Source organism: Hanamia caeni (assembly GCF_003721595.1).
Classification (GTDB): domain Bacteria; phylum Bacteroidota; class Bacteroidia; order Chitinophagales; family Chitinophagaceae; genus Ginsengibacter; species Ginsengibacter caeni.
Genome location: NZ_RJJR01000006.1, coordinates 54,769 through 80,729 on the forward strand (window position 1 = coordinate 54,769; position 25,961 = coordinate 80,729).

The 25,961-nt window shown below is 37.3% G+C and carries 25 protein-coding genes; 21 read left to right on the forward strand and 4 right to left on the reverse strand.

Annotated elements, in window-relative coordinates:
• From EFY79_RS09230 to EFY79_RS09320, 19 genes are all read left to right on the forward strand, one after another.
• Window positions 1-531: an NADH-quinone oxidoreductase subunit C gene (locus EFY79_RS09230; protein WP_123120413.1), complete on the forward strand. Its 531-nt coding sequence runs from the start codon at window positions 1-3 to the stop codon at window positions 529-531.
• 305 nt (window positions 532-836) lie between these two features.
• The gene (locus EFY79_RS09235; protein WP_123120414.1) at window positions 837-2,057 is read left to right on the forward strand and encodes an NADH-quinone oxidoreductase subunit D; all 1,221 of its coding nucleotides are present in this window, start codon (window positions 837-839) and stop codon (window positions 2,055-2,057) included.
• Window positions 2,058-2,114: 57 nt separating this feature from the next.
• Window positions 2,115-2,321, forward strand: a complete 207-nt coding sequence (locus EFY79_RS09240; protein ID WP_123120415.1) for a hypothetical protein — start codon at window positions 2,115-2,117, stop codon at window positions 2,319-2,321.
• Window positions 2,305-2,778, forward strand: coding sequence for a nucleotidyltransferase (locus tag EFY79_RS09245; protein ID WP_123120416.1), 474 nt, complete (start codon window positions 2,305-2,307; stop codon window positions 2,776-2,778). Before EFY79_RS09240 ends, EFY79_RS09245 begins: the two co-directional genes overlap by 17 nt.
• Window positions 2,775-3,275, forward strand: coding sequence for an NADH-quinone oxidoreductase subunit NuoE (gene nuoE / locus EFY79_RS09250; RefSeq protein ID WP_123120417.1), 501 nt, complete (start codon window positions 2,775-2,777; stop codon window positions 3,273-3,275). Before EFY79_RS09245 ends, nuoE begins: the two co-directional genes overlap by 4 nt.
• 17 nt (window positions 3,276-3,292) lie before the next feature.
• Entirely contained in the window at window positions 3,293-4,639 is a 1,347-nt protein-coding gene (gene nuoF, locus EFY79_RS09255) for an NADH-quinone oxidoreductase subunit NuoF (RefSeq protein WP_123120418.1), read from the forward strand.
• Between the two features lie 9 nt (window positions 4,640-4,648).
• Window positions 4,649-4,978, forward strand: coding sequence for a nucleotidyltransferase domain-containing protein (locus EFY79_RS09260; RefSeq protein WP_123120419.1), 330 nt, complete (start codon window positions 4,649-4,651; stop codon window positions 4,976-4,978).
• On the forward strand, window positions 4,968-5,138 hold the full coding sequence (locus EFY79_RS09265; protein WP_123120420.1) for a HEPN domain-containing protein: 171 nt from the start codon (window positions 4,968-4,970) through the stop codon (window positions 5,136-5,138). The genes EFY79_RS09260 and EFY79_RS09265 overlap by 11 nt, the downstream gene beginning before the upstream one ends.
• A 219-nt stretch (window positions 5,139-5,357) precedes the next feature.
• Complete coding sequence (locus tag EFY79_RS09270; protein ID WP_123120421.1) at window positions 5,358-6,533, forward strand: 2Fe-2S iron-sulfur cluster-binding protein; 1,176 nt, start codon at window positions 5,358-5,360, stop codon at window positions 6,531-6,533.
• An 18-nt stretch (window positions 6,534-6,551) separates the two neighbouring features.
• Window positions 6,552-7,631 carry an NADH-quinone oxidoreductase subunit NuoH gene (nuoH, locus tag EFY79_RS09275; RefSeq protein ID WP_123120422.1) on the forward strand — a complete coding sequence of 360 codons (1,080 nt, stop codon included), beginning with the start codon at window positions 6,552-6,554 and terminating at the stop codon, window positions 7,629-7,631.
• 57 nt (window positions 7,632-7,688) lie between these two features.
• Window positions 7,689-8,255 (forward strand): NADH-quinone oxidoreductase subunit NuoI, encoded by a 567-nt coding sequence (gene nuoI / locus EFY79_RS09280; RefSeq protein ID WP_123120423.1) that lies wholly within the window; start codon window positions 7,689-7,691, stop codon window positions 8,253-8,255.
• A gap of 181 nt (window positions 8,256-8,436) precedes the next feature.
• Window positions 8,437-8,955 carry an NADH-quinone oxidoreductase subunit J family protein gene (locus tag EFY79_RS09285; RefSeq protein ID WP_123120424.1) on the forward strand — a complete coding sequence of 173 codons (519 nt, stop codon included), beginning with the start codon at window positions 8,437-8,439 and terminating at the stop codon, window positions 8,953-8,955.
• Entirely contained in the window at window positions 8,952-9,485 is a 534-nt protein-coding gene (locus EFY79_RS09290) for a hypothetical protein (RefSeq protein ID WP_123120425.1), read from the forward strand. Before EFY79_RS09285 ends, EFY79_RS09290 begins: the two co-directional genes overlap by 4 nt.
• Before the next feature lie 2 nt (window positions 9,486-9,487).
• Window positions 9,488-9,817 (forward strand): NADH-quinone oxidoreductase subunit NuoK, encoded by a 330-nt coding sequence (nuoK, locus tag EFY79_RS09295; protein ID WP_123120426.1) that lies wholly within the window; start codon window positions 9,488-9,490, stop codon window positions 9,815-9,817.
• A 65-nt stretch (window positions 9,818-9,882) separates the two neighbouring features.
• The gene (nuoL, locus tag EFY79_RS09300) at window positions 9,883-11,805 is read left to right on the forward strand and encodes an NADH-quinone oxidoreductase subunit L (RefSeq protein WP_123120427.1); all 1,923 of its coding nucleotides are present in this window, start codon (window positions 9,883-9,885) and stop codon (window positions 11,803-11,805) included.
• 5 nt (window positions 11,806-11,810) lie between these two features.
• Window positions 11,811-13,304, forward strand: a complete 1,494-nt coding sequence (locus EFY79_RS09305) for a complex I subunit 4 family protein (protein WP_123120428.1) — start codon at window positions 11,811-11,813, stop codon at window positions 13,302-13,304.
• A gap of 98 nt (window positions 13,305-13,402) precedes the next feature.
• The gene (locus tag EFY79_RS09310) at window positions 13,403-14,791 is read left to right on the forward strand and encodes an NADH-quinone oxidoreductase subunit N (protein ID WP_123120429.1); all 1,389 of its coding nucleotides are present in this window, start codon (window positions 13,403-13,405) and stop codon (window positions 14,789-14,791) included.
• A 335-nt stretch (window positions 14,792-15,126) separates the two neighbouring features.
• Window positions 15,127-15,900, forward strand: coding sequence for a nucleoside triphosphate pyrophosphohydrolase (gene mazG, locus EFY79_RS09315; protein ID WP_123120430.1), 774 nt, complete (start codon window positions 15,127-15,129; stop codon window positions 15,898-15,900).
• Window positions 15,897-19,676 carry a sensor histidine kinase gene (locus EFY79_RS09320; protein ID WP_123120431.1) on the forward strand — a complete coding sequence of 1,260 codons (3,780 nt, stop codon included), beginning with the start codon at window positions 15,897-15,899 and terminating at the stop codon, window positions 19,674-19,676. Before mazG ends, EFY79_RS09320 begins: the two co-directional genes overlap by 4 nt.
• A gap of 55 nt (window positions 19,677-19,731) precedes the next feature.
• Here EFY79_RS09320 and EFY79_RS09325 read toward each other — a convergent pair whose 3' ends face one another.
• From EFY79_RS09325 to rplU, 4 genes are all read right to left on the reverse strand, one after another.
• A complete protein-coding gene (locus EFY79_RS09325; protein ID WP_123120432.1) occupies window positions 19,732-21,399 on the reverse strand; it encodes a DNA polymerase/3'-5' exonuclease PolX in 1,668 nt (555 codons plus the stop codon).
• Window positions 21,400-21,560: 161 nt separating this feature from the next.
• Window positions 21,561-21,761 carry a hypothetical protein gene (locus tag EFY79_RS09330; protein ID WP_123120433.1) on the reverse strand — a complete coding sequence of 67 codons (201 nt, stop codon included), beginning with the start codon at window positions 21,759-21,761 and terminating at the stop codon, window positions 21,561-21,563.
• An 81-nt stretch (window positions 21,762-21,842) separates the two neighbouring features.
• Window positions 21,843-22,109 (reverse strand): 50S ribosomal protein L27, encoded by a 267-nt coding sequence (gene rpmA, locus EFY79_RS09335; RefSeq protein WP_123120434.1) that lies wholly within the window; start codon window positions 22,107-22,109, stop codon window positions 21,843-21,845.
• Between the two features lie 62 nt (window positions 22,110-22,171).
• A complete protein-coding gene (rplU, locus tag EFY79_RS09340) occupies window positions 22,172-22,477 on the reverse strand; it encodes a 50S ribosomal protein L21 (RefSeq protein ID WP_123120435.1) in 306 nt (101 codons plus the stop codon).
• Window positions 22,478-22,653: 176 nt separating this feature from the next.
• Here rplU and EFY79_RS09345 point away from each other — a divergent pair, with 176 nt between their 5' ends.
• Together EFY79_RS09345 and priA are read left to right on the forward strand one after the other, a co-directional pair.
• A complete protein-coding gene (locus EFY79_RS09345; protein ID WP_123120454.1) occupies window positions 22,654-23,418 on the forward strand; it encodes a lysophospholipid acyltransferase family protein in 765 nt (254 codons plus the stop codon).
• A gap of 32 nt (window positions 23,419-23,450) precedes the next feature.
• Complete coding sequence (priA, locus tag EFY79_RS09350) at window positions 23,451-25,943, forward strand: replication restart helicase PriA (protein WP_123120436.1); 2,493 nt, start codon at window positions 23,451-23,453, stop codon at window positions 25,941-25,943.
• Window positions 25,944-25,961 lie beyond the last annotated feature (18 nt).

Sequence of the window (25,961 nt, forward strand, 5' to 3'; positions counted from 1 at the left end):
ATGGCTTTAACGAACGAGATAATCAGGGAAAAATTAATAGAGAAATTCGGTGAAGAACTAACTTCCTGGGAAGAACCTTACGGAATGCTTTCCTTTAGTTCAGATAAAAACCTGAATCTTAAAGTGCTGCAATTTTTATATGATGAAAGCACTTTGCAATTTCGTTTTCTTACCGATTTGTGTGCGGTTCACTACCCGGATAATGCAGGTAAAGAGTTGGCTGTCGTATATCATTTACATAATTTGAAAGAAAATATCAGGCTGCGGTATAAAATATATACGCCCATTTCCAAACCTGACGTTTTCAGCGCTACGGCATTGTATTCTGCTGCCAATTGGATGGAGCGGGAAACTTATGATTTTTTCGGGGTGAATTTTGTTGGCCATCCGAACTTAAAAAGAATTTTGAACATTGACGAGATGGAATATTTTCCACTTAGGAAAGAATATCCGCTGGAAGATCAAAAGAGAACAGATAAAGACAATGAGATGTTCGGCAGGGAAGGACGTACTCCCGCATTTGTTACTTAATATGTTAGCCGGATAAAATAGTGAAGCAACAAATAAGTAACTTTTTATTTTGACAGCAAAATGGCTGAATGAATATTATAGCATGAAAATAATTTTTACGAGCAATCACTTAGTGATTAGGAATGTGATGATAATTTTTATCTTAATATACTCTTTGTTTTTTCCTGACAACACAGCCAAATATATATTAGTTGGAATGGGAGTTATAATGGCCATATTAAATTTGCGGCAGGAGTACGTTAGTAAAAATTACGAAAAGTAAAAAAGAATGAACTTTTGCAGAGAGTGTGCTAAAAATTAAAATCATGAATGAACACGTTACCTTACCTGAAGGAAATGTTGAAAAGCAAACTACTACCATAAACCTGGGGCCAACTCACCCTGCTACTCACGGCGTATTTCAAAATGTGATAGAATTAGATGGCGAAACAATTGTAAGTGCAGAACAAACAGTTGGTTACATTCACAGGGCATTTGAGAAAATTGCCGAATTCAGAACGCCTTACCAGATTACAACGCTTACTGACAGACTAAATTATTGTTCCGCACCGCTGAATAATATGGGCTGGCACATCACGTGCGAAAAACTATTAGGAATCAAAACCCCGAAGCGTGTTGATTATTTGCGGATTATTATCATGGAATTATCACGGATATCAGATCACCTGATTTGTAATTCCATAGTTGGTGTGGATTCGGGGGCATTCTCTGGATTTTTGTATGTAATGCAATACCGCGAACTTATTTACGAAATTTATGAAGAAATCTGCGGCTCGCGGCTTACAACTAATATGGGCAGAATAGGCGGTTTTGAAAGAAACTTCACACCCCAGGCATTTGAAAAACTGGAGAAGTTTATAAAAGAATGGCCGGGGGTATTAAAAGAATTTAATGATCTGTTTATTCGCAACCGCATTTTTATTGATCGTACAAAAGGCGTAGGGCCTATTTCAGCAGAAAGGGCGTTGAACTATGGTTTTACCGGACCCAATCTTCGGGCAGCGGGAGTAGATTATGATGTAAGAATTCATACGCCTTACAGCAGCTACGGGGATTTTGATTTTACCATCCCGGTGGGCTCTACCGGAGATTGTTATGACAGGTTTTTGGTACGCGACCAGGAGATGTGGCAGAGCCTGGAAATCATTAAGCAAGCTTATCAAAAAGTTCAGGAATTCAAAGGAGCAGAAGCCGAAATTTTTCATGCTGATGTACCTGAATATTATCTTCCTGACAAGAAAGATGTATATTCTAAAATGGAAGCGCTTATTTATCACTTTAAGATAATAATGGGCGAAACCAAAATACCGGTGGCGGAAGTTTATTCATGCATTGAAGCAGCTAATGGCGAATTGGGATTTTATTTAATCACTGATGGTGGCCGGTCTCCTTACCGGCTTCATTTCAGAAGGCCTTGTTTCATTTATTACCAGGCTTATTCTGAATTGACCAAAGGACAGCTATTAAGTGATGCGATAATAACTATGAGTAGTTTGAATTTGATTGCAGGGGAGTTGGATGCGTGAGAAAATTGATGAACAAAAAGTTATCAGGATGAGAACAATGCAATTTTAAATTGTAAAATGGAAAAACAGAGAAAAATAAAATTGGTTGTAAAAAAAGTAACTTTCGCAGAGGCTGAGAAGGCAGATGATGAATATTGGGCAAACGCATCTGCCGAAGAAAGATTGCAGGAATTAATTGAGCTTAGGAGTATTTTTTTTGGGAATACAGGAAAAAGAATAAAGAAGGTAGTTTCGAAAAGAAATAGATATGAAGAGGAAGATTAAGCTTGAAAAAGATATTCTTGATTTTGTAGAGTTGTGTAATAAACATGAAGTAAGGTATTTAGTGATTGGTGGATATGCCGTTAGTATTCACGGTCATCCAAGATCAACAAAAGATATCGATGTGTGTATTGAAATGTCGGAATTAAATGCTTCAAAAATGATTTCTGTTATTAATGAATTTGGTTTTGGTTCTTTAAAATTAGATAAAGAGGATTTTTTAAAAAAAGATTTAGTAACTCAATTGGGGTTTCCTCCCTTAAGAATCGACATTTTAAATGATCTTGATGGAGTTAATTTTGAAGAAGCGTGGAATAATAAAAAAATAGTGACTTTTGAGCATGTTCCTGTAAATTTTATTGGTTATAACGAACTTTTGATAGTGAAACAGAAATCCGCACGCTCACAGGACATTGCAGATATTGAAATGCTTAAAAAAAGAAATAAGGAAAGTAAATGAGTGTACAATTTTCACAGGAAAAATTAGACAAGGTAAATGAGCTAAAAAGCCATTACCCTGAGGGAAAACATAAAAGTGCTCTTATTGAAGTTTTGCACATGGCACAGGAAGAATATGGATGGCTGGATGTAAATACGATGGATTATGTGGCATCGCTGCTAAACCTTCAGCCCATCGAAGTTTATGAAGTTGCGTCTTTTTATACTATGTTTAATCTTACGCCTGTCGGCAAATATACTTTTGAAGTGTGCCAAACAGGGCCGTGCATGCTTCGTGGAAGCGACCAGATAATTGATTATATAAAAAAGAAACTTGACATAGGGGTTGGCGAAACTACAAAAGACGGAATGTTCACCTTAAAAACTGTAGAATGCCTTGGCGCCTGCGGCTATGCACCTATGATGCAGATGGGGAAATATTATAAAGAACACCTTACGCCTGAAAGAATTGACCAGATAGTTGAGGAATGCAGAAAAAACAGTGAAAGAAATAATTAACAGGAAATAATTTTTGTATGAAAAAATTATTATTAGATAAAATTGATATTCCGGGTATAAAGGGCTTTGATGTATATCGTCGTGAAGGAGGTTATCAAAGTGTGGAAAAAGCATTAAAAATGCAAACAGGCGATATTGTTGAGGAAGTCAAAAAAAGCGGCCTTCGCGGAAGGGGGGGAGCAGGATTTCCGACCGGGTTAAAGTGGAGCTTCCTGGCAAAACCTGAAGGCGTTCCACGGTATCTTGTTTGCAATGCGGATGAGAGTGAACCCGGCACTTTTAAGGATCGATTTCTGATGGAATTTATCCCCCACTTGCTAATTGAGGGTATGATTGTCTCATCTTATGCGCTCGGAAGCAATATTTCTTACATATACATCCGGGGCGAATATGACTGGGTGGCTGATATTTTACAGCAAGCGATTGAAGAAGCCAAACAAAACGGATTCTTAGGGAAGAATATTTTGGGTAGCGGTTTTGATTGTACCATCTACCTGTACCGGGGCGCAGGAGCTTATATATGCGGAGAAGAAACAGCTCTTTTGGAAAGCCTGGAAGGAAAAAGAGGACTTCCCAGGATCAAACCGCCCTTTCCGGCAATTAAAGGCGTATGGGGATGCCCCACTGTAGTTAATAATGTGGAAACAATTTGTGCGGTGGTGCCAATTATCAATGATGGCGGAGAAGCCTATTCAAAAATCGGTGTTGGAAAATCTACCGGGACAAAATTAATTTCGGCATGCGGCAATATTAACAAGCCAGGTGTGTATGAAATTGATATGACCATCACTGTTGAAGAATTTATCTACAGCGATGAATATTGCGGGGGCATTGCCAATGGAAAAAGATTGAAAGCGTGCATACCCGGAGGATCATCAGTGCCTATTTTACCTGCAAATCTGTTATTGAAAACGGCTAAAGGCGAGCCGCGGCTCATGAATTACGAAAGCCTTGCAGATGGAGGCTTTATAACAGGAAGTTCGATGGGTTCGGGAGGATTTATTGTTCTGGATGAAGACCAATGTATCGTTCGCCATACTTATACTATTTCAAGATTTTATCACCATGAAAGTTGTGGACAATGCTCGCCTTGCCGCGAAGGAACCGGGTGGCTGGAAAAGATTTTTTATAATATTGAGCATGGCAGAGGCAAAATGAAGGATATAGATTTGCTTTGGGATGTGCAGAGAAGGATAGAAGGAAATACAATTTGCCCGTTTGGAGACGCAGCGGCATGGCCCGTTGCAGCCTCTATCAGGCATTTCAGAGATGAGTTTGAATGGCATATTTTAAACCCTGAAGAGTGTTTGGTTAGAAATTATGGATTGGCGCATTATGCCGATCCGTTGGAAGTGCCTGCGTAAACAATTTTTATGGTAACAGAAAAACAAATGAAACTTTTGGTTAACACTATTGTAAAGGAAATTAATCCAAATAAGGTAGTATTGTTTGGAAGTTATGCAGCCAATAAACAAACGAAGGATAGTGATGTAGATTTAATTGTTGTAATAGATACAGATTTAGAAGAAGGAGAACGAAAGAATAAAGTTTGTTCACTCAATTTACTTACAGCAACTGATGAGTTGTTGTTCCCAAAAGATCTGTTTATTTATTCAGAAAAAGAATTTCAAAAATTGAAAAATAATTCCCAATCATTTTTATATGGAGCTTTAAAACAATCGAGGAGTTTATATGTCAGATAGCAACGATTACAAGCATTGGATAAAGTATGCGGCAAATGACATTGCAGAGGCCAATGACTTGCATTTGCATAAAGAATATGTTTTCCACGCTGTTGTAATCCATTGCCAGCAATCTGTAGAAAAATATTTGAAAGCATTTAACAATAGTAAAATCATTTAGACACATGATTTACTTATTTTATGTAAATTATGTGAAAAATAGATGAAGATTTCGCAGGCTTTAAGCCTGATTTAAATTCACTGAGCGTAGATTATCGGGAAAGCCGTTATCCGGGTGATTTTGAAGATGAGACTTTAGAAAATGCTAAAGATGCATTGCAAACTGCATTAAAATTTGAAAAATTTATTTTGCCAAAATTTGGGTTAAAAAATTAAAAAAATGGCTGACGAACAAAAACCGGAATTATTTAAAATAACGATAGATGGCATCACCATAGAAGTTCCTAAAGGGACCACTATTTTAAATGCTGCGCGCAAAATCGGCCCTTCCGTGGCACCGCCCACGATGTGCTATTACAGTTCATTAGAAGGGAGCGGGGGTAAATGCCGGACATGCCTGGTAGAAGTTGCTGCGGGTTCCACCAAAGACCCACGACCAATGCCAAAATTGGTAGCTTCATGCAGGACAGAGGTGATGGACGGAATGATAGTGAAAAATGTGACCAGCGAAAAAGCGCTCGATGCAAGAAAGGGCATTGTAGAATATTTATTAATCAACCATCCGTTGGATTGCCCTATTTGCGACCAGGCGGGAGAATGTCCTTTGCAGGATTTAAGTTACGACCATGGAATTGTGGGAACCAGGTATGAATTTAAGAGAAGAACCTTTGTGAGGGAAGATATTGGTCCATATATCCAGCTTCACATGACTCGCTGCATATTATGCTATCGCTGCCTGATGGTAGCTGACCAAATCACCGACTCAAGAAGTCATGGTATTTTATTACGGGGCGACTCTTCAGAAATTTCCACTTATATTTCTAAAGCTATTGAAAATGATTTCAGCGGAAATGTAATTGATGTTTGCCCGGTTGGGGCACTCACTGACCGCACTGCCAGGTTTAAAAACAGGATATGGTTTTTGAAACCCATGGATGCGCATCGGGATTGCGATAAATGTTGCGGCAAGGTTACTTTGTGGCGACGTGGCGAAGAAGTTTTTAAAGTTACCACGCGTATGGATCCCTGGGGCGAGGTTCAACGCTACGATGGCAAGCCGGGATGGATATGCAACACATGCCGTTTTGAAAAGAAAAAAACTTCTGATTGGGTAATTGAAGGCCCTACCAAAGTGAAGAGGCATTCTGTTATATCAACAAACCATTACGTTAAAAAACAAGTACCGCCCGACCCTTTAAATAAAGTACTTTTTGGAAGAAGCCCTATGTTATTAATGGATATTAAGAACATTAGCCAGGTGAATCCTTCTGATATTAAACTCAGCCTTTTGCCAGGGCCTGCTACCTCCACGACATTTATTGAAAAGGACATCGAAAAGGAAATAGAAGAAACCCCGGCTGAAAGATTAGCAATTAATGATCACAAAAAACCATAATTAAATAAGTTTCGCAATATGTATTACAACCATATATTTCTCAGCATTGATTGGGCATTATTTATTGAGAAGCTTGTTTTAATTGTAATTGTTGTAAGTGTATCTCTTGTAGTTGCTATGTACTCTACTTACGCCGAAAGAAAGGTGGCAGCTTTTATGCAGGATAGGAGAGGCCCTAACAGGGCTGGCCCATTCGGGATATTACAGCCTTTGGCTGACGGTATGAAACTTTTTTTTAAGGAAGAAATTGTACCCAGCTTTTCTTCCAAATTCCTGTTTATCCTTGGGCCCATTCTTGCGATGCTTACGGCTATCATGGTAAGTGCAGTGATTCCGTGGGGAAATTATATGCATATTTTGGGGCGCAATGTTTCTCTGCAGATAGCGGATATCAACATTGGCATCCTGTATATTTTTGGGGTTTTAAGTCTTGGTGTGTATGGAATTATGATTGGTGGATGGGCAAGTAATAACAAGTTTTCATTATTAGGTGCTATGCGCGCTGCCTCTCAAATAATTAGCTACGAACTGGCTCTTGGAATTGCGCTGATAGCCTTACTATTGCTGACCGGAACGCTTAACCTCGGAGAAATGGTTCATCAACAAAAAGATGGCACTTGGAATATTTTTAAACAACCTCTTGGTTTCCTGATTTTTTTGATTTGCGCCTTTGCAGAAACCAACCGCACTCCCTTTGATTTGCCGGAAGCGGAAAATGAGTTAATGGGCGGTTATCATGCAGAATATTCCTCCATGAAGCTGGGATTTTATTTGTTTGCAGAATACGTAAACATGTTCCTGAGCGGTGCAGTGATGACGACACTTTATTTTGGTGGATATGATATCCCGTTTTTTAATGATGCACATTTGATGCAAACCCTTGGTGCAAATTGGCTCGCGATTATCCAGGGAATTGTTTTGTTTATCAAAATATCATTGTTTATATTTCTATTTATGTGGGTACGATGGACAGTTCCAAGATTCAGGTACGACCAGTTAATGAACCTTGGCTGGAAAATATTGCTGCCTTTATCAATCTTAAATATGTTGGTAACGGGCGCATTAATTTTATTAAAACAAAATCACTGGCATTTTTAAAACTTAACGATACTTTTGCAGCAGGTGTGGTGATTTTGAAGGAAAAATATTATTAAAATGGAAGCACTAACTAACAGATTAAAACCGGTAGACAGACATAAAATGAGTCTTTGGGAGCGCATTTATTTGCCGGCCGTTTTTAAAGGAATGGTGATTACACTGAGGCATTTTTTTAAAAGAAAAGCTACTATCAGTTACCCGGAGCAGGTAAGGCCATTTAGCCCGGTATTTAGAGGGTTGCAAATTTTAAACAGGGATGAAGAAGGGCGCGAAAACTGTACTGCATGTGGCTTGTGTGCGTTAGCCTGCCCCGCAGAAGCAATCACTATGGAATGTGCTGAAAGAAAGCCGGGAGAGGAGCATTTATACCGCGAAGAAAAATATGCGGCTAAGTATGAAATCAATATGCTAAGATGCATTTTTTGCGGGTTGTGTGAAGAGGCGTGTCCGAAAGATGCGGTGTATTTAACTGAGACTTTTGCACCTTCTAACTATAATAGAAACGGCTTTATTTACGGTAAGGAAGATTTATTAATACCCGATCCTAAAACAGATCCGGAAGGATTTGCAAAAGCAAGAGGAAGCAGAATTAATAATCCGCAGGGACATGGTAACGAACGGTAATATAATCAGATGGAAATTGAAATTTTGATTTCTTAGCTCAGGGTGGTACCAAATAAAAACAGTAAACCTATAAAAAAGTAAATTTTTTATTTTGTTCCAATCATTGATGTGAAATAAAATAAAACCAGCCAATAAATTGAATTACCATTGCTTTTTTAGAAGGCAATAAGAAAATTGATAAATGGAAATTACTAAAATTCTCTTCTGGTTCCTCACAGCTTTAGCTGTAAGTGGCGCTATTGGAGTAGTTGCCTGCAAAAATCCAATATACAGCGTATTGTCGCTTATCATAGTCTTTTTTGCTATTTCAGGCCATTACATTCTGATGAATGCACAGTTCCTCGCGATCGTAAATATTATAGTCTATGCAGGAGCTATCATGGTATTGTTTCTCTTTGTTATTATGATGATTAATTTGAACGCTGAGACCGAGCCTGTCAAAAATGTCTATTTGAAAATGGCCGGTGTCATTTCAGGCCTTACCCTAATGATTGTTTTGGTAGCAGCACTGGCCCATTCTGAAAATGTAAATATCGTGATGAAGCAAGGCACAGGTATTGGCCTCACTGAAAATTTGGGGAAAACCCTTTTTAATAATTATGTGGTTCCTTTCGAAATAAGTAGCGTATTGTTTTTGAGCGCAATCGTAGGAGCAATATTAATTGGTAAAAAGGACGCAGTAAAACAAAAAAAGGCATGAGCACAAGGCTAATCGTTTTATTTCTGTTTTCAGCTTTGTTGTTTGGTTCAAAATCATTTGCACAAATTGATCTCAACAATCTAGATTTGAAAGATTTAATCGGAAAGGTAGTTCATGTTCAAAAAGGGTTTGCTCCCAAATTTTCACTTGGTAAAACCCCGATTGAAAAAATAGCTAAAGTGCAGGAAATCCTTGGATTAAAGCAAAATGAGGAGGTGAACCGGCTCTTTAAAACTTTTAAAACAGGACGTACTATTTACAAAGTGGCGGCCTATGCGGGCGGAGCAATCGCAGTATACAGCCTTGCAAGTAAACTGGACAATTCAGTAAAATCAAATGATTATAACGGCGCACTTTATTCAGGAATTTCAGCAATTGGGACAGGGCTGATAATTAAATTTTTGACGAAAGGCGCATCCTATAAAGCTGTAGACATTTTTAACGGTATTGCCGTAAAAAAAATAAGAGATATTTTTTCAATCGGACCGGCAAGCAATAACATGGGTGTTGGTTTGTATGTAAAACTGTAATTATGGAAATTAAGTGGTATATATTTTTATCAGCCATTCTTTTTTGCATCGGCATTATTGGTGCATTAACGAGGCGCAATTCCATTATTGTTTTTATGTGTATAGAATTAATGTTGAATTCGGTAAATCTGTTACTGGTGGCATTTTCAAAAATGCACATGGCCGTTCCTAACGCATTTGGGGCCTCTATGGCCTCAAGCGCACAAATTTTTGTATTCTTCATTATGATATTGGCAGCCGCGGAAGTGAGTGTAGGCCTGGCTATAATTGTTATGCTATTTAGAAATACGCGGTCTATCGATATTAATTTTTTAAACAGGTTAAAAAACTAAAATTAGTTTGCATATCGCTGAAGCGAAAAATATTTTTAATTTTTAAATGCTGGTGCAGTTGGTTTATGGATGCAATTCAACTTATTTATTTAGTACCTCTTCTTCCGCTTCTCGGGTGCCTTATTACCGGCCTTGGAAGAAATGTATTGCCAAAGTCAGTTACGGGTTTTATTGGCAGCCTTGTGATTTTCATTTCCTTCTGCCTCAGCATTTGGGTTTTTTCTGCTGTTTCTGTAGAAGGATTTACTCCCAAAAACATTTCCTATTTTACGTTTATCAGTGTAGCCAAATTGCATATTCCGTTTGAATTTGATGTAGATCAGCTAACCGCAATTTTTCTTCTGATCATTACAGGGGTTGGCTTTTTAATTCATGTTTATTCCATTTCCTACATGAAAGACGAAACCCAATCAGGCTTTGGAAGATATTTTTCTTTCCTAAACTTATTTGTGTTTGCAATGCTTATCCTGGTTTTGGGTGGCAACTATGTAATAATGTACATCGGTTGGGAGGGCGTAGCGCTGGCATCCTACCTCCTGATTGGATATTGGTTTAAAGACCATGACAACAACAATGCAGGAAGAAAGGCTTTTATAATGAACCGGGTTGGTGATATGGGTTTTTTGCTCGCCATATTTTGGCTGGTTTCAATATTCGGTACAGTATCCTATCACGATTTATATAATCCTGAAAATGGATTTATCTCAGGCTTATCCACTGTCAATTCTCCGGAAATCGTGGGTATCTCTTTATTATTCTTTATAGGGGCTATTGGCAAAAGCGCACAAATACCTTTATACACCTGGCTGCCGGATGCCATGGCAGGACCAACGCCTGTCTCTGCTTTGATTCATGCTGCTACCATGGTAACCGCCGGAATTTATATGATTGCAAGAAGCAATATTTTATACGCACTTGCCCCAACCACCATGGGTGTGGTTGCCGGTATTGGGTTAGCCACTGCCATCTTCGCTGCAATTATCGCTCTTAAGCAAAATGATATTAAAAAGGTTTTGGCATACTCTACTGTAAGCCAGTTGGGATATATGTTTTTAGGCTTAGGAGTTGGCGCATTTTCAGCGTCCGTTTTCCACGTGATGACACATGCATTCTTCAAAGCGCTTTTATTTCTCGCAGCAGGTTCAGTTATTCACGCTATGAGTGGCGAACAAGATATCACAAAGATGGGAGGCTTAGGCAAAAGGATGAAAATTACCTATGTCACATTTTTTATCGCCTGCCTTGCCATTGCGGGTATACCGCCTTTTGCAGGATTCTTTTCTAAAGATGAAATCTTAGCTGCTGCATATTCCCAAAATCCTGTATTGTATATCCTGGGCGTTGCAGGTTCTTTGCTCACGGCTTTTTATATGTTCCGATTGTTAGCAATGACTTTTAAGGGGAAATTCAGGGGAACCGAAGAACAGGAACATCACATTCATGAAAGTCCTCCTACCATGACGGTGCCTTTAATTATTCTTGCTGTTCTTTCCGCTATAGGCGGCTTTCTTGGAATTCCACAGAGTTTTGTAAAGGATGGAAATGTGATTAATAATTTTCTTTCACCAGTTTTTGAGCAATCCAAAAAATATGTTTCTGTAGCTGAATTGCCACATCAAACTGAATGGATTTTATTGGTCGTTTCTTCGGTATTGGTCATCATTGTTTCCATTTGGGCATATAATAAATTCAAAAATTATTTAACTCCTGCTCCTGAAAGTGGGTTGGGAAAAATCATCAGCAGCAAATTTTATGTGGATGAGATTTATGATGCAGTTTTCGTGCGGCCTTATCATTCGCTGTCAGCCTTTTTAAACAATATTTTTGATAAAAAAGGAATTGATGGCATTGTGAACGGCGTCGGCAAATCAGTTAATTATGGAAGCCGTCAGCTAAGGTTATTGCAAAGCGGCCAGGTTGGTTCCTATCTTCTGTTAATGGTAATCGGTTTATTGATCTTTTTTATTATTCAATTGTTTACAAAATAATATTGATGCTGGGTACATACTATACTTTTCCTGAATTGTTGATTTGGATACCTTTTGTGACAGGGCTGATAGCTTTCTTTATTAATAATGGAAAAAGCGTTAAAACGTTTGCCATTATTTCTTCACTTCTTTCTCTCGCTGTATCTGTCATTAGTTTATTTTATACAGATGTAGCTCATCATCCTGAATACTTTTATTTTAACAACGTCTCTTATGTATGGATGCCCTATATTGGTTCAAGTTTCGCGGTAGGGCTCGACGGGATGGGCTTCCTGCTTACATTTTTGACCTCATTGGCATTTCCGCTGATATTTTTGGCTATAGGTAAAAATGAACATAAAAACCCCAATGCATTTTTCGGATTGCTGTTGTTCGCACAGGCGGGCATGATAGGCGTATTTGTTGCCACAGACGCACTTTTATTTTATTTCTTTTGGGAATTAGCATTGATTCCCTTCTATTTTTTATGCAGCCGGTGGGGAGAAGAAAAAAGAGTTCAGGCTACGTTTAAATTTTTTGTTTACACGTTCACAGGTTCACTGCTTATGTTGATTGGGATTATCTATGTCTATTTGCATGCGCCCTCTGTATCTACCGACTCAGCACATTCTTTTTCGATAAATGCATTTTATAAAGCCACATTATCTTCCTCACAGCAGCAATGGATTTTTTGGTTATTCTTTTTAGCATTCGCTGTAAAAATCCCGTTGTTCCCGTTCCATACATGGCAGCCTTTTGCATACGAACAATCTAACTATGCAGCTACCATGACGATGAGTAGCGTAATGGTTAAGATGGGTTTGTTCGGGATGATAAGATGGCTGCTTCCCGTATTTCCTGAAGCAGTGGCCAGGTATGATAATTTCATAATTATACTTTGCATATTTGGATTACTGTATGCCAATTGCATCGCATTATATCAAAATGATCTTAAAAAATTTGTGGCGTGGTCTTCCATTGCTCACCTCGCATTGATTGCCGCTGCTATATTTTCAGGTACAAACCTGGGATTGCAGGGAGCTATGCTCGAATTGCTAAATCATGGAATCAACATATTAGCGCTATGGCTCATTGTAGATATAGTTGAAAAGAAAACAGGCGTAAGAAAAATATCGGAGTTGAGCGGGCTTGCCGCAAAAGCCCCATCACTGGCTATTTTCCTGGTTATAATTGCATTTGCAAACATCGCGCTTCCGCTTTCAAATTCGTTCATCAGTGAGTTTTTGATGTTGAATGGTTTGTTTGGATTAAATAAATGGTATGCGGTATTTGCTGTGTTGGGTATCGTGCTTTCTGCCGTGTATGTGCTGACGATGGTTCAGAAAGTTTTTTATGGAAAGCCGAATGCAGTTTCAGAACATATTGGCAAATTATCAGCGGGCCAGTATATTATTTTATTTGTGCTGGTGATTGGAATTTTGTTTCTCGGGATTTACCCCGAGCCGGTAATTCATCTGACACAATCAACCGTGACAAATGTATTAGGTCGCATTCATTAAAGAGAGGAGTTATAAATAAGCGGAGTTTTGAGCCCGGAGAAAGAATTAGTTTTTATATAACCATAAAATAAAAAGCCCTTGGCGGTTGGTATTAAATTATGAACGCAATTATTTTAAGTGCATTATGGGGAGTGGTAATGATGATTGGAGGCGTGTTTTTTAAAAAAAGCACGACACCCAAATACTGGGCTATTGCAGGCATTTTAATTATACTTGCCGCCAATATCCTCGAATTTTTAGGCTATCCATTTTTCAATGTTGATACCAAGGGCATGTTGCGTTTCGACTCATTTGGATTGGTTTTTAATTCCATAGCATTTATCTGCACTTTACTTCTCTTTTTATTGAACGGGAAAGATTTTGAGAAAATCGGGCAGCATGTTTCCGAATATTTTTGCCTTATGTTTTTTGTGCTCTGCGGAGTATCAATATTGTCTTCCTTTAATACACTGCTCTTGCTCTTTCTTGGTATAGAAATCCTCTCAATCCCCTTATACATTCTTACTGGCAGCGATAAGCGCAATCTGAAAGGAAATGAAGCTTCATTAAAATATTTTTTGATGGGCGCATTTTCTACAGGTCTTATGCTGATGGGAATCGCATTAATTTATGGAGGTAACAGTCTTGGGTCTTTTTATATTGATGCTATTAATTTGGGTGAAGGAAATCTTTCTGTAATGTTAGCTGCCGGCCTGGTTTTGCTAATGGTTTCAATGGCATTTAAAGTTTCTGCTGCGCCATTTCATTTCTGGGGCCCTGATGCCTATGATGGCGCTCCTTCAGTGGTTACGTCTTTCATGATGACGGTTGCTAAGGTGGCTGCGTTTATTGCCTTCTTCAGGCTTTTTTCAACTTCTTTTGGCAAAATACAGGAACAGTGGCAAACTTTAATTGTTATTATAACTGCAGCAACTTTATTAATTGGAAATGTCACAGCAGTATTTCAAATTAGCGTAAAAAGAATGCTTGCCTATTCAAGCATTTCACACGCGGGCTTCATGATGTTTGCTCTTTTTGCATTGAATGATATTGCCAAAGAAGGTTTGCTGTTATATGCTGCTGCATACAGTCTCGCCACAATAGGAATTTTTGCAGTAGTTATCAGCCTGTCCGATTATTCCATTGAAGGTTTTAACGGCCTGGGCAAAAAACAACCTCTACTTGCCTTTGCAGCGGTTATTTTTCTTTTGTCACTCACCGGCATCCCTTTAACCGCGGGCTTTACAGCTAAGTTTTATGTTTTAATGGCAGCCGTGAAAAACGGCCATCATCTGTGGCTTGTAATTTTTGCAGTCATTTGCGCCGCTATCAGCGCCATTTATTATTTCAAAGTAATACAGGCCATGTATTTCAAAGAACCTGTCGCGGGCATAAATGAAAACATACGTATTTCCTCATCCTATGGCTGGCTTTTACTTTTAACTGCTGCCTTAATTGTTTTATTGGGAATTATGCCAGGCCTTGTTGTTGACTGGTTATATTTCTAAGATGGCGAAAGATGCATCTGATAGTAAAGCAACCTACCCAACAGTAAACAGACAAATCATCCATATTTCTGTTTAGATATAAGTTTAAAAATTATATAGCTGATTTTATATAGTTCCCGCCTTCGTATTTTATTTGGGAAATAAATAAAATGCCGTATTTGTTTGTTCACTATAATTTTTATCCTGATTTATCAAAAACCTTTTCGGTTGATTTCGTTTCTTGATTTAATAACTTTTTAGAAAGCTATCCTTAAAATCTATATTTTAGCACGGTTCAATATAAAACAGATATACCGGTTTTTCTTATTACCGGTTTTCAACATTAATTTTAATACATGAAATCACCAACAGATATTACCCGTCTTGTAGAAATAATGGACGAATTGAGAGAGAAATGTCCGTGGGATAAGAAACAAAACATTCACACATTAAGGCAGCAAACTATTGAGGAAACATACGAACTTGCAGATGCAATTACCGAAGAAAACTGGGTAGCTATTAAAGAAGAACTTGGAGATTTGTTACTGCATATTGTATTTTATTCAAAAATCGGTAATGAGCAAAATAGATTTACGTTGCAGGAAGTTATAGACACTATCTGCGGGAAGTTAATTAAAAGGCATCCTCATATTTATGGAGATGTAGTCGTAAATAATGAGGAAGATGTGAAAAAAAATTGGGAACAAATCAAATTAAAAGAAGGTAAAAAGTCTGTTCTCAGTGGTGTTCCCAACTCATTGCCCGCTATGGTAAAAGCCATGAGAATCCAGGAAAAAGTGAAGCAGGTGGGTTTTGAATGGGCTACGAAAGAGCAAGTTTGGGAAAAGGTTGAAGAGGAACAGCAAGAGCTTTTGGAAGCAGTTCAGTCAGGTAATCAGAAGGACATAGAGGAGGAAGCTGGCGACCTGTTTTTTTCTATCATTAACTATGTGCGATTTTTAAATGTGGACGCAGAAAATTGTCTCGAGCTAACAAATAAAAAATTTATCAGCAGATTTCGCCGGATGGAGCAAATAGTGCAGGAGCGCGGTAAAGATTTAGTTGAAATGACACTCCCGGAAATGGACGCGGTTTGGAATGAAATTAAAAAACAAAATACTCAGATTTGAATTGGTTAAAGGATAATAATTTTCTGAAAAGAAATTCATTTTTGTTAATCGCTTCGGCGTGGCTTTTCACTTTGGCATTTATCGTGGATAATTACTGGAGTGGAAGCTCACCGTCGAATGCAGCCCAGAAAGCAATTCAAAAAGATATAAGCTCAAAATTGAGTAAGAGCAATGATTTTTATTTCGACTCAGTCCTTATCAATAAAATCATCAGCGGAAAATATACTGAGGATGAATTGCAAACCGTCGTAGACAAGAATTATTTTATTTTCATTTACAAAATCAATCCTGAAAACAAAAAATTATTTTCCATTTTCTGGAACACGCAGATTATCGCTCCTGATTCATTTGTCTTACATGAAGATAGCGGAGTTGGCTTTCGAAAATTATTGAATGGATGGTATGTTACCAACAGAAAAACCTTTCAAAGCCCTGCGGGGGATTTTTATAAAATTATTTTTCTTATTCCTGTTAAGTGGAACTATTATATTCAGAACAAATATTTGCATAACACTTTTGTTGCAGAAAATAATATTGAGAAAGCGTATGACGTTTCGATGACACCTACTAAATACGCGATAAAAGACCAGGAGAACAATACGTTATTTTATCTCAAACAATCCACAAATCCGGTTGGGCATGATAATGTGCTGGCATTGATATTAAGGATACTTGCCTCAGTTTTGATTTTAATTTTTGTCCATCGCTTAGCCACATATTATGTAGAAAAAAATGGATTTTTGGCTGGACTGGCATTGCTTCTGATTCCCCTTATTATCTTAAGGGGCTTAAGTTATGTGTTTCCGGTTCCAATACACTTTAGTAATCTTGAATTGTTTGATCCTTCGATTTATGGGGCCAACTTTATATTAAAATCTCTTGGAGATCTTTTTATTAATTCAATCCTGTTTATCTGGGTGGTTTTGTTTGTCAGATATCATTTTAAATATGATTTTTCAAAAATTAAATTCAAATCAGAAACAGTAAGGTTTGGTGCTATAATATTAGTGTGTGCGCTGATGGTGACTATTACTCTGCTTGGCAGCTTCACCATCCGCAGCCTCGTAGCAGATTCCCAGATCTCGTTTGATGTAATAAACTTTTTTACTATCAATATATACAGCGTTATTGGCTTTCTGGTATTGAGTTGTGTGGCTATAGGGTATTTTTTTCTTATCACGTTATTGCTTCAGCCATTAAATATTTTTGTCGGGGAAAAGAGATATCAGTTGTATCTCGTTTTATCCATCGTTTGCCTGGTTTTTTTAACGCTCGACTTTCATTCAGATCATTTAAGTTTTAATCTTGCAACACTTATCTGGCTTCTTGCTCTAATCTTCCTTCTCAATTTTCGTATCCTCTTATTGCAGGTTTACAATCTCGTTTCCTCAAGATTTGTTTTTTGGGTTTTCTTCTTTTCTGTGTCCATTACGGCCATCATAGTGCTGCAAAACAGGGCTAAGGAATTGGAAGACCGAAAGCACTTTGCTGAAAACCTCGCCAACAAAGCCGATCCATCGGGTCCCGTAATTGTAAGTATTATCCTGAAGGATTTTACTAACGATTACCTCGCTAATATTTTCTCACGCTTTAAAGATCCTTTCGAAAACAGGTATTTGAAAGATAGTCTTATCAACGAAAATTTTTCAGGTTATCTTGATAAATATGATACGAGGATTTATACGTTTAATGCGGCGGAAATGCCTTTGTATAATGAGGATTCAACCACTTTCAATGCACTGAATGCTATTATACAAACACAGGGCCAGCCAACAGATATCCCCGATCTTTTTTATTACGATATTTCTTACGACAGGTTTAATTATATAAGTAAAAAGAAAGTCACGAACGCTGACGGTTTAAAGCTTGGATATGTTTTTATTATTTCAAAACCTAAAAGATATAAAAGCGATGCCTTGTATCCAGAGTTGTTTTCAAAGGGGAACAACAATTCAATTGAAAGCTCGCCGGTATATGCTTTCGCAGTTTATAATAATAATAAGCTAAGCACCAGCTACAACGACTATCCGTTCACTACTAATATTGATAATAACGATTTTACCTATAATGAATTCAGAATTGTAAATAAAAACGGCTATGAAGAATTATGGTACAAGGCCAACGCTGATAAAGTAATTGTAATTGCCCGCCAGGATAGGTTTTTTGTTGAATCAGTTACCCTGTTTGCCTGGTTATTTTGCTCGTTTTTAATCATCGCTCTTTTCTTTAATCTTGCACATCATTTTCTTACCGAAAGATTAACCAATTCAAGCGTTAAATCTTTATTTCAATTTAATATCAGGACACAGGTTCATGGCACTATAATCTTAATCAGCGTTTTTTCATTTATAGTTATTGCCACTACCACTATCCTGTTTTTTATCAATCGCTACCACAGTAACAACCGCGAAAAATTAAGCCGTACAATCCATGTTATGGAAAATGAACTTCGAAGTTCAATCGATACAATGCCCATCAATAATTATCAATTGGTAGCGCTGGATAGCTTGTCTGGTAATAAGCTTGCTGAAACCATTAATAAAATTTCAAACGTGCACGCCACTGATTTAAATGTCTACGATTTATCCGGGAACCTTAAGGTATCGTCCGTTCCGTTGCCTTATAACAAAGGAATTGTGAGCGAAAAAATGGATCCGGTTGCTTTTTATCATTTGAATAAGTTGAAAGATGTTCAATATTTCCAGGAGCAAAATATTGGCAGCCTTAATTACTTAAATAATTATGTGCCCGTAAGAAATGAATCCGGAAAAGAATATGCGTATATTAATATCCCTTATTTTGAATCGCAGAATAAACTGCAGGATGAAATTTCCAATTTCCTGGTCACCATTATCAACTTAAATGCATTTATCTTTCTGATAGCAGGCATCATTGCGCTTTTTATTACTAATAGTATTACTCATTCTTTTTCTTTGATAAGTGATAAAATGAAAAAGATAAATCTGGAAACGGGAAATGAGGAAATTGTTTGGAACCGCAAAGATGAAATAGGGGAGCTGGTAGAAGAATATAACAAGATGGTAAGAAAACTGGATGTGAGCGCCAAAATGCTTGCCCGTAGCGAGCGTGAGGGCGCATGGCGCGAAATGGCAAGGCAGGTGGCGCATGAAATAAAAAATCCTCTTACCCCGATGAAATTGAATCTTCAATATTTGCAGATGGCGATTGAAAAGAATTCTCCTGAAGTGAAAAATATTTCTTTATATGTAGCAGGAATTTTACTTGAGCAAATCGATCATTTGTCGCAAATAGCCGGCGATTTTGCACAATTCGCCAAAATTGGCAATACGAAAAATCAGATATTCGATGTGAATCAAATGCTTGAAAATTCCATTACATTATATTCTACAAATGATGAAGTAATTGTAAATGCTGAGCTTTATCCGCTGGAAGTTATGATTGAAGCGGATAAAACCCAAATCAACCGTTTGTTTACAAATCTTTTGCAAAATGCAGTTCAGTCAGTTCCTGATCACAGGCAGGTGGCATTGGATATTAAAAGTGAGCTGAATGATGACAAGATAATTATTTCAATTAAAGATAATGGTAACGGAATCCGCGCAGATATGGTGAATAAAATATTTGCCCCCAACTTCACCACAAAAACTTCCGGAACTGGCCTTGGACTTGCAATGTGTAAGGGAATTGTGGAGACCTTAAATGGCCGCATCTGGTTTGATACAAAAGAAGGTGAATGGACCTGCTTTTATGTTGAACTGCCTGTAATCAGTAATTATGCCTGGCAGCCTGCATAACGGTTAAGGATACACGTATTTAGTTTTGTAGTAAACCTGTAAAAACATCGAATTTTTATTTTCGTTTTCTAAGATAGTTTTCAAATTTTTCCCTATCAAAACTGGAAAGATTATTTTCTGCGGTTAGCATTCCCTTTTGCGCAACCAATACCCCATACCTGGTATTTTCAAATTCCGGTATAGAATGCGCATCAGGGTCAATAGAAAGTAGCACATTCCTGGAAAGTGCATATTCAATCCACTGCCATCTCATATCCAGCCTTCGGGGATGCGCATTTATTTCGATAACAACATTATGGGCAGCGCATGCATCGATTATAAGTTTGTAGTCAACAGGAAATCCGTTTCTGCTAAGAAGCAATCTTCCCGTCATGTGGCCAAGAATGGTAGTGTAAGGATTTTCAATAGCTTTCAGCAACCGCGTCATTGCTTTTTCCTGGTTCATTTTAAGATTCGAATGCACAGAGGCTATTACAAGGTCAAAGGTGGACAAAACAGAGTTACTATAATCCAGGCTTCCATCATTCAAAATATCGCTTTCAATGCTTTTAAAAATTTTGAAAGGCGCTAATTTTTTATTTAAAGAATCAATAAAAGCATGTTGTTCTTTTACCCTTTGTTCTGTTAATCCATTTGCATAAGTTGCAGTTTTGCTATGATCACTCATCACCAGGTATTCCTTCCCCCTTTCAATAGCGGCAGCTGCCAGTTGCTCAATTGAATTGACACCATCGCTCCAGTTGCTATGGCAATGAATAATTCCTTTGATATCGCCTGGTTGAATAATTATTGGAATATTAAATCCTTTGGCAACCTGGATTATTGATTTAGATTCTCTTAAAAAGGGTGGAATATATTGAATGCCGGCGCGGATAAATAATTCTTTTTCATTCTTAACATCTTCAAACTTGATAGCGGGAAAATTATTTATGAAAAAGGAGTAAAACTCAGAGGAACCGGTTGTTTCAAAAACCTCTTTGATAAAGTTTGTACCTGATGCCGGATAAATGTTTACCACAATGCCTTCATTGTATTGATAAGAAATCAAATTGCTATTATTCTGAAGCAATTTGAACTCAGTCAAATCATAGATAGTTTCAATTATTTTTTCTGCTGAAGTGGTGATAACAAAATCCAGCGAATCTACAGTTTCTGCCTGGCGTGAAAATTCACCCGTTATCATAATTTTTTTTCCTTTGAATAATTTTTTAAAAAATGCAACCAATTCGTTTGCCAGCAACTCCACCTGGGCATATAAATAATTGCCTTGTTGGCTTAAATAAAACTCGATAGCCTCCTTCACATTTGCCTGTGTTTTTTTCCCAAAACCCGGATAAAGCAAAAGCCTGTTTTCCGAGCAGGCATATAAGAGCTCACCGATATTTTCGATGCCTATTTCGCGCCAGATAACTGCAATTTTTTTTGGCCCGATTCCTTTTATTTTTAACATTTCAAAAATGCCCGGAGGAGTTATGAGAATCAAATTTTTTAAAATTTTCATTGTTCCCGTGGAAATGATCTCAATTATTTTTTTTGCGATCGCTTCACCGATACCGCTGACTTGAGCAATTTCCTTTTCAGAAAACGTGTATAGGTCAACCGTTAGTTGAGAAATTTTGTAGGCAGCAATTGAATAGGTTTTTGATTTAAAAGAATTTTCTCCATGGATATCCATCAGTTGTGAAAGCAAGGAAAACTGGCTGGCGATTTCTTTATTACTCATACTTTAAAAATAATAATATTCCTGCTTTCGAACGAAGACCTGATAAGAGTGGGTAGGTTGCTGATGTGCCGAAAGCCTTTTGTATACTCAGTTACATCAAATTAATTTAATAAAAAAAGTCCCGGTAAACGGGACTTTAAATATCGTAAGAAAAATAAAAATTATTTTTTCTTAGGAGCTGCCTTTTTAGGAGCTGCTTTTTTAGGAGCGGCTTTCTTAGGAGCAGCTTTAGCGGCGGACTTCTTAGGAGCTGCTTTTTTAGGGGCGGCTTTTTTAGGAGCAGCCTTCTTTGGAGCAGCCTTCTTAGGCGCGGCTTTTTTTACAGCAGCTTTTTTAGGAGCGGCTTTTTTTGCAGTTGCCATGTTTTTAGAATTTAATTGTTAGTAAATAAAAACTAAAATTAAAAACATTTTGTCAACTGCCAAAACTTATTTGAATTTTTTTTATGCACTAACTTCTGTGGCAGTGACAGAAACGATAGTTTTATCTCCTTTTGTTTTGCGGAATTCAACTACTCCATCAGCAGTTGCAAAGATGGTAAAGTCTTTACCAAGTCCTACATTTTTTCCGGGATGATAAACTGTGCCGCGTTGGCGAAGAATAATATTTCCTGATGTTGCGGCCTGGCCACCAAAAATTTTTACGCCTAGTCTTTTGCTTTGTGAATCGCGTCCGTTTTTTACTGAGCCTTCACCTTTTTTATGTGCCATTGTTCTTCGATTAAAAATTTATTATAATGAGAATGAAATTTTATTTTCATCCTTAGAATTGCTTATGCAATTCCTGTTACTTTAATGTGGGTATATTGAGTGCGGTGGCCATGCTTTTTCCTGAATCCTTTTCTTCTTTTCATTTTAAAAGCAATTACTTTTTCTCCTTTCACCAATTCATTCAATATTTCAGCTTTCACTTTTACACTTGTGTCGCCACCAATAGAAATCTTTCCGTCATTATCATGAAGAAGTACTTCCGAAAATTCTACTTCATCGCCTTGTTTACCAGCAAGGTGAGGTACATATAAACTCTGGCCTGGTGTAACTTTAAATTGTTGACCGGCGATTTTAACTATTGCAAACATATTTTCCAATTTTTGGAGTGCAAATGTAAGACAATTTCGGGCAAATTTTAAACCTAAATTTACTTAAAACAGGAGTTTTTTGTGTTTTTGCATAATGTGTTGTTATTCAACGGTTATCGACTTTGCTTTTTGCAGGTTTGGTTGGCTTTTTTATTTTCGCAGCTATAAAACCTTACATGCGAATTTTAAGAAAGCTTTTACTTTTTTTGTTTACTATTTATGGTTTTGCGATTTTCTTGATATGGATGTTAATCCTGATGCCTTTATTTCTGTATGCATTTATGCAGGAATCCATACGGGGCGGCAACATAATTTACCGGGTCTGTAGATTTTGGGCAGATGCATTTTTCGTCATGACCGGTATATCTTATTATAATGTTGGAAGGCCAACCTATAAGATGAATGAAGAATATATTTTTGTGAGCAACCATATTTCCTATTTGGATATTGTGATGATGATGAAAGTGATTAGGAAAAGAAAAATAAGAATATTAGGCAAAGCAGAAATGACTAAAATACCCATTTTTGGTGCTATTTATAAAAGAGGAACTGTTTCCGTTGACAGGTCAAGTGTGAAGAACCGCTTAAGAAGCATCAATGAATTAATTGAATTTCTTCGTAGAAAAATATCAGTGTTTATCTGTCCCGAAGGAACCTTTAATACTTCTCATCGCCCATTAAAATCATTTTATGACGGCGCTTTTCGTATAGCTATAGAAACCCAAAAGCCAATATTGCCTGTTTTATTTTTAGATACCTATGACCGGCTTAGCTATAAATCAATATTTTCTTTGAATCCCGGAAAGTGCCGCAGTGTATTCTTAGAACCAACTGATACAACAGGTCTTTCTCTGCATGATTTGCCGGAATTGAAAAAAAAGATTTTTCACCAAATGGAAACGGCATTGATTGAATATAAAGCAACCTGGATTCAGAAATAGTCTTGTGGGCCGCTCTTGATATATTTGCAATAATGATTTCCGAAAATCCAAATACGCAAAATCTTTTCGAAAACGAAAAAATTTCTTCTGCCTGGGTAGAAGTAATATTGCCTTTGGCTTTACCTACAACTTACACCTATTCTGTTCCTGAAACTTTACTTACCAAAATAAAAACGGGATGCCGCGTTGAAGTGATATTTGGAAAAAATAAAAAATATTCTGGAATTATAAAATCAGTTTTGAATGAAGCTCCTTCTTTCGGGACAAAAGATGTTTTAAATGTCATAGACGATGAGCCCATAATTTATCCGCAACAGTTACAGTTATGGAAATGGCTCAGCGATTATTATATGTGTTCTGAAGGAGAGGTGATGGCGGCGGCCTTACCTGCTCATTTAAAGCTTAGCAGTGAAACTATCCTGGTATTTAATGAAGAGTGTGGAGAGGATTTTTCCAATCTTGATGATGAAGAATATTTGGTAGCGGAAGCTTTGCTTTTAAAAAAGGAACTCAAGACATCAGAAGTGCAGCAAATTGCCGGTATTACACATGTCTATCCTTTAATTAAAAAATTGATCGATAAAAGAATTTGTTTTGTATGGGAAGAATTTACAGACAAGTTTAAAGTGAAGAAAGAAAACTTTGTTTTACTAAATCCTGAATTTTCTTCCGATGAATCGCTGAACGCTTTGATGAACGATATGACCAAAGCGCCTAAACAGTTAGAGTTGCTGCTGAGCTTTCTGCATTTTTTAAAAACAGAAGGAGAAGTGTCTCAATCAAAATTGCTAAAGAAATCCGGTGCTACTATATCTCAGTTAAAAAGCCTTGTAGATAAAAAAGTTTTGTTGGTTGAAAAAAGAAGCATCGATCGCTTGCCATCGCTTCCGCTGAAAATGAATGTCAATTTTGATTTAAACATTTCTCAGCAAAATGCACTCAATGAAATAAACCGGGCCTTTTCAAATAAAGAAGTTTGTCTTTTGCATGGAATCACCAGCAGCGGCAAAACTCAACTATATGTAAAGCAGATTGAAAAATTTGCTGGTGATGGTAAGCAAGTATTATATCTGCTGCCGGAAATAACTTTGACTGCTCAGATTATCAGGCGACTGCAATTTCATTTTGGTGGAAACATTGCTATCTATCATTCAAAGTTTAATAATAATGAGCGCATTGAAATCTGGAATAAAATAAAAACCGGCGAACTGAAAATTATCCTCGGTGCCAGAAGCGCTTTATTTCTGCCTTTTAAAAATTTAGGATTGATTGTAATTGATGAAGAACATGACTCTTCGTTTAAACAGCAAGATCCGGCGCCCAGGTACAATGCTCGCGATGCTGCTGTGTTTTATGCTTCTGTTTTTAAAGCGAAAGTTTTAATGGGAAGTGCTACGCCTTCTTTAGAAAGCTATTTTAATGCGCAAAAAGATAAATATGCATTGGTTAATCTAAATGAAAGATTTGGTGGAAGCCAATTGCCCGAAATAAAAATTATTGATACGAAAACTGTAGCCGCGTCAAAAAAAGGCAAAGTCATGATTTCGCCGCAATTAAAAGCACAAATCGAAATAACATTGCAAAGTGACAAGCAGGTTATACTTTTTCAAAACCGAAGAGGATATTCGCCATTGCTTATTTGTGGTACTTGTGGATTTATTCCTAAATGCCAGAATTGTTCTGTGACGCTTACATTGCATAAATACTCCAACAAATTACATTGCCATTATTGTGGTAACACTTATCCCAAGCCAGTTTCATGCCCTGCATGTGGAAGCGTAAACTGGATGGAGAAAAATTTTGGCACCGAAAAAGTTGAAGAAGAACTTGCGAATGACTTTCCTGCTTACAGAATTGCAAGAATGGATGTTGATGCGGTAAAAGGGAAAAATGCGCATGATACTTTAATCAAACTTTTTGAGCAGCACAGGATTGATATTTTGGCGGGAACACAGATGGTAGCGAAAGGGCTTGACTTTGAAAATGTAAGCCTCGTTGGTATTTTGGACGCAGATGGATTATTATCTTTTGCGGATTTCAGGGTAAATGAAAGAGCATTTCAGTTAATGGAGCAGGTGAGCGGCAGGGCAGGCAGAAAAGCTGAAAAAGGGCTGGTGTTAATCCAGGCATCAAAGCTTGATCATCCGGTATTGCTATTTGTGCAACAACACGATTATGAAAAATTTTATAATTATGAAGTAGCCATGCGAAAACAGTTTTTTTATCCGCCATTTAGCAGGCTCGTGAGCATAATAATAAAACATTCCACTAAAGAATTGGCTTTTGAAGCTGCGGAAATCTTAAGCCGCAATCTCGAAAAAGATTTTAGACATCTTGTGGGCCCTGCTGCACCTGTTATAAACCGTATACGCAATAAATATTTAATGGAAATTTTACTAAAGCTCGAAAAGGATTCCAAAAATCTGGTAAACCAAAAAAAGGTAATCAGGAATCATATTGATCTTATTAAGGCTGAAAAAAAATTCAGGAACGTAATCTTTATCCCTGATGTGGATCCATTATAATTAGCCGGAATTTAAATT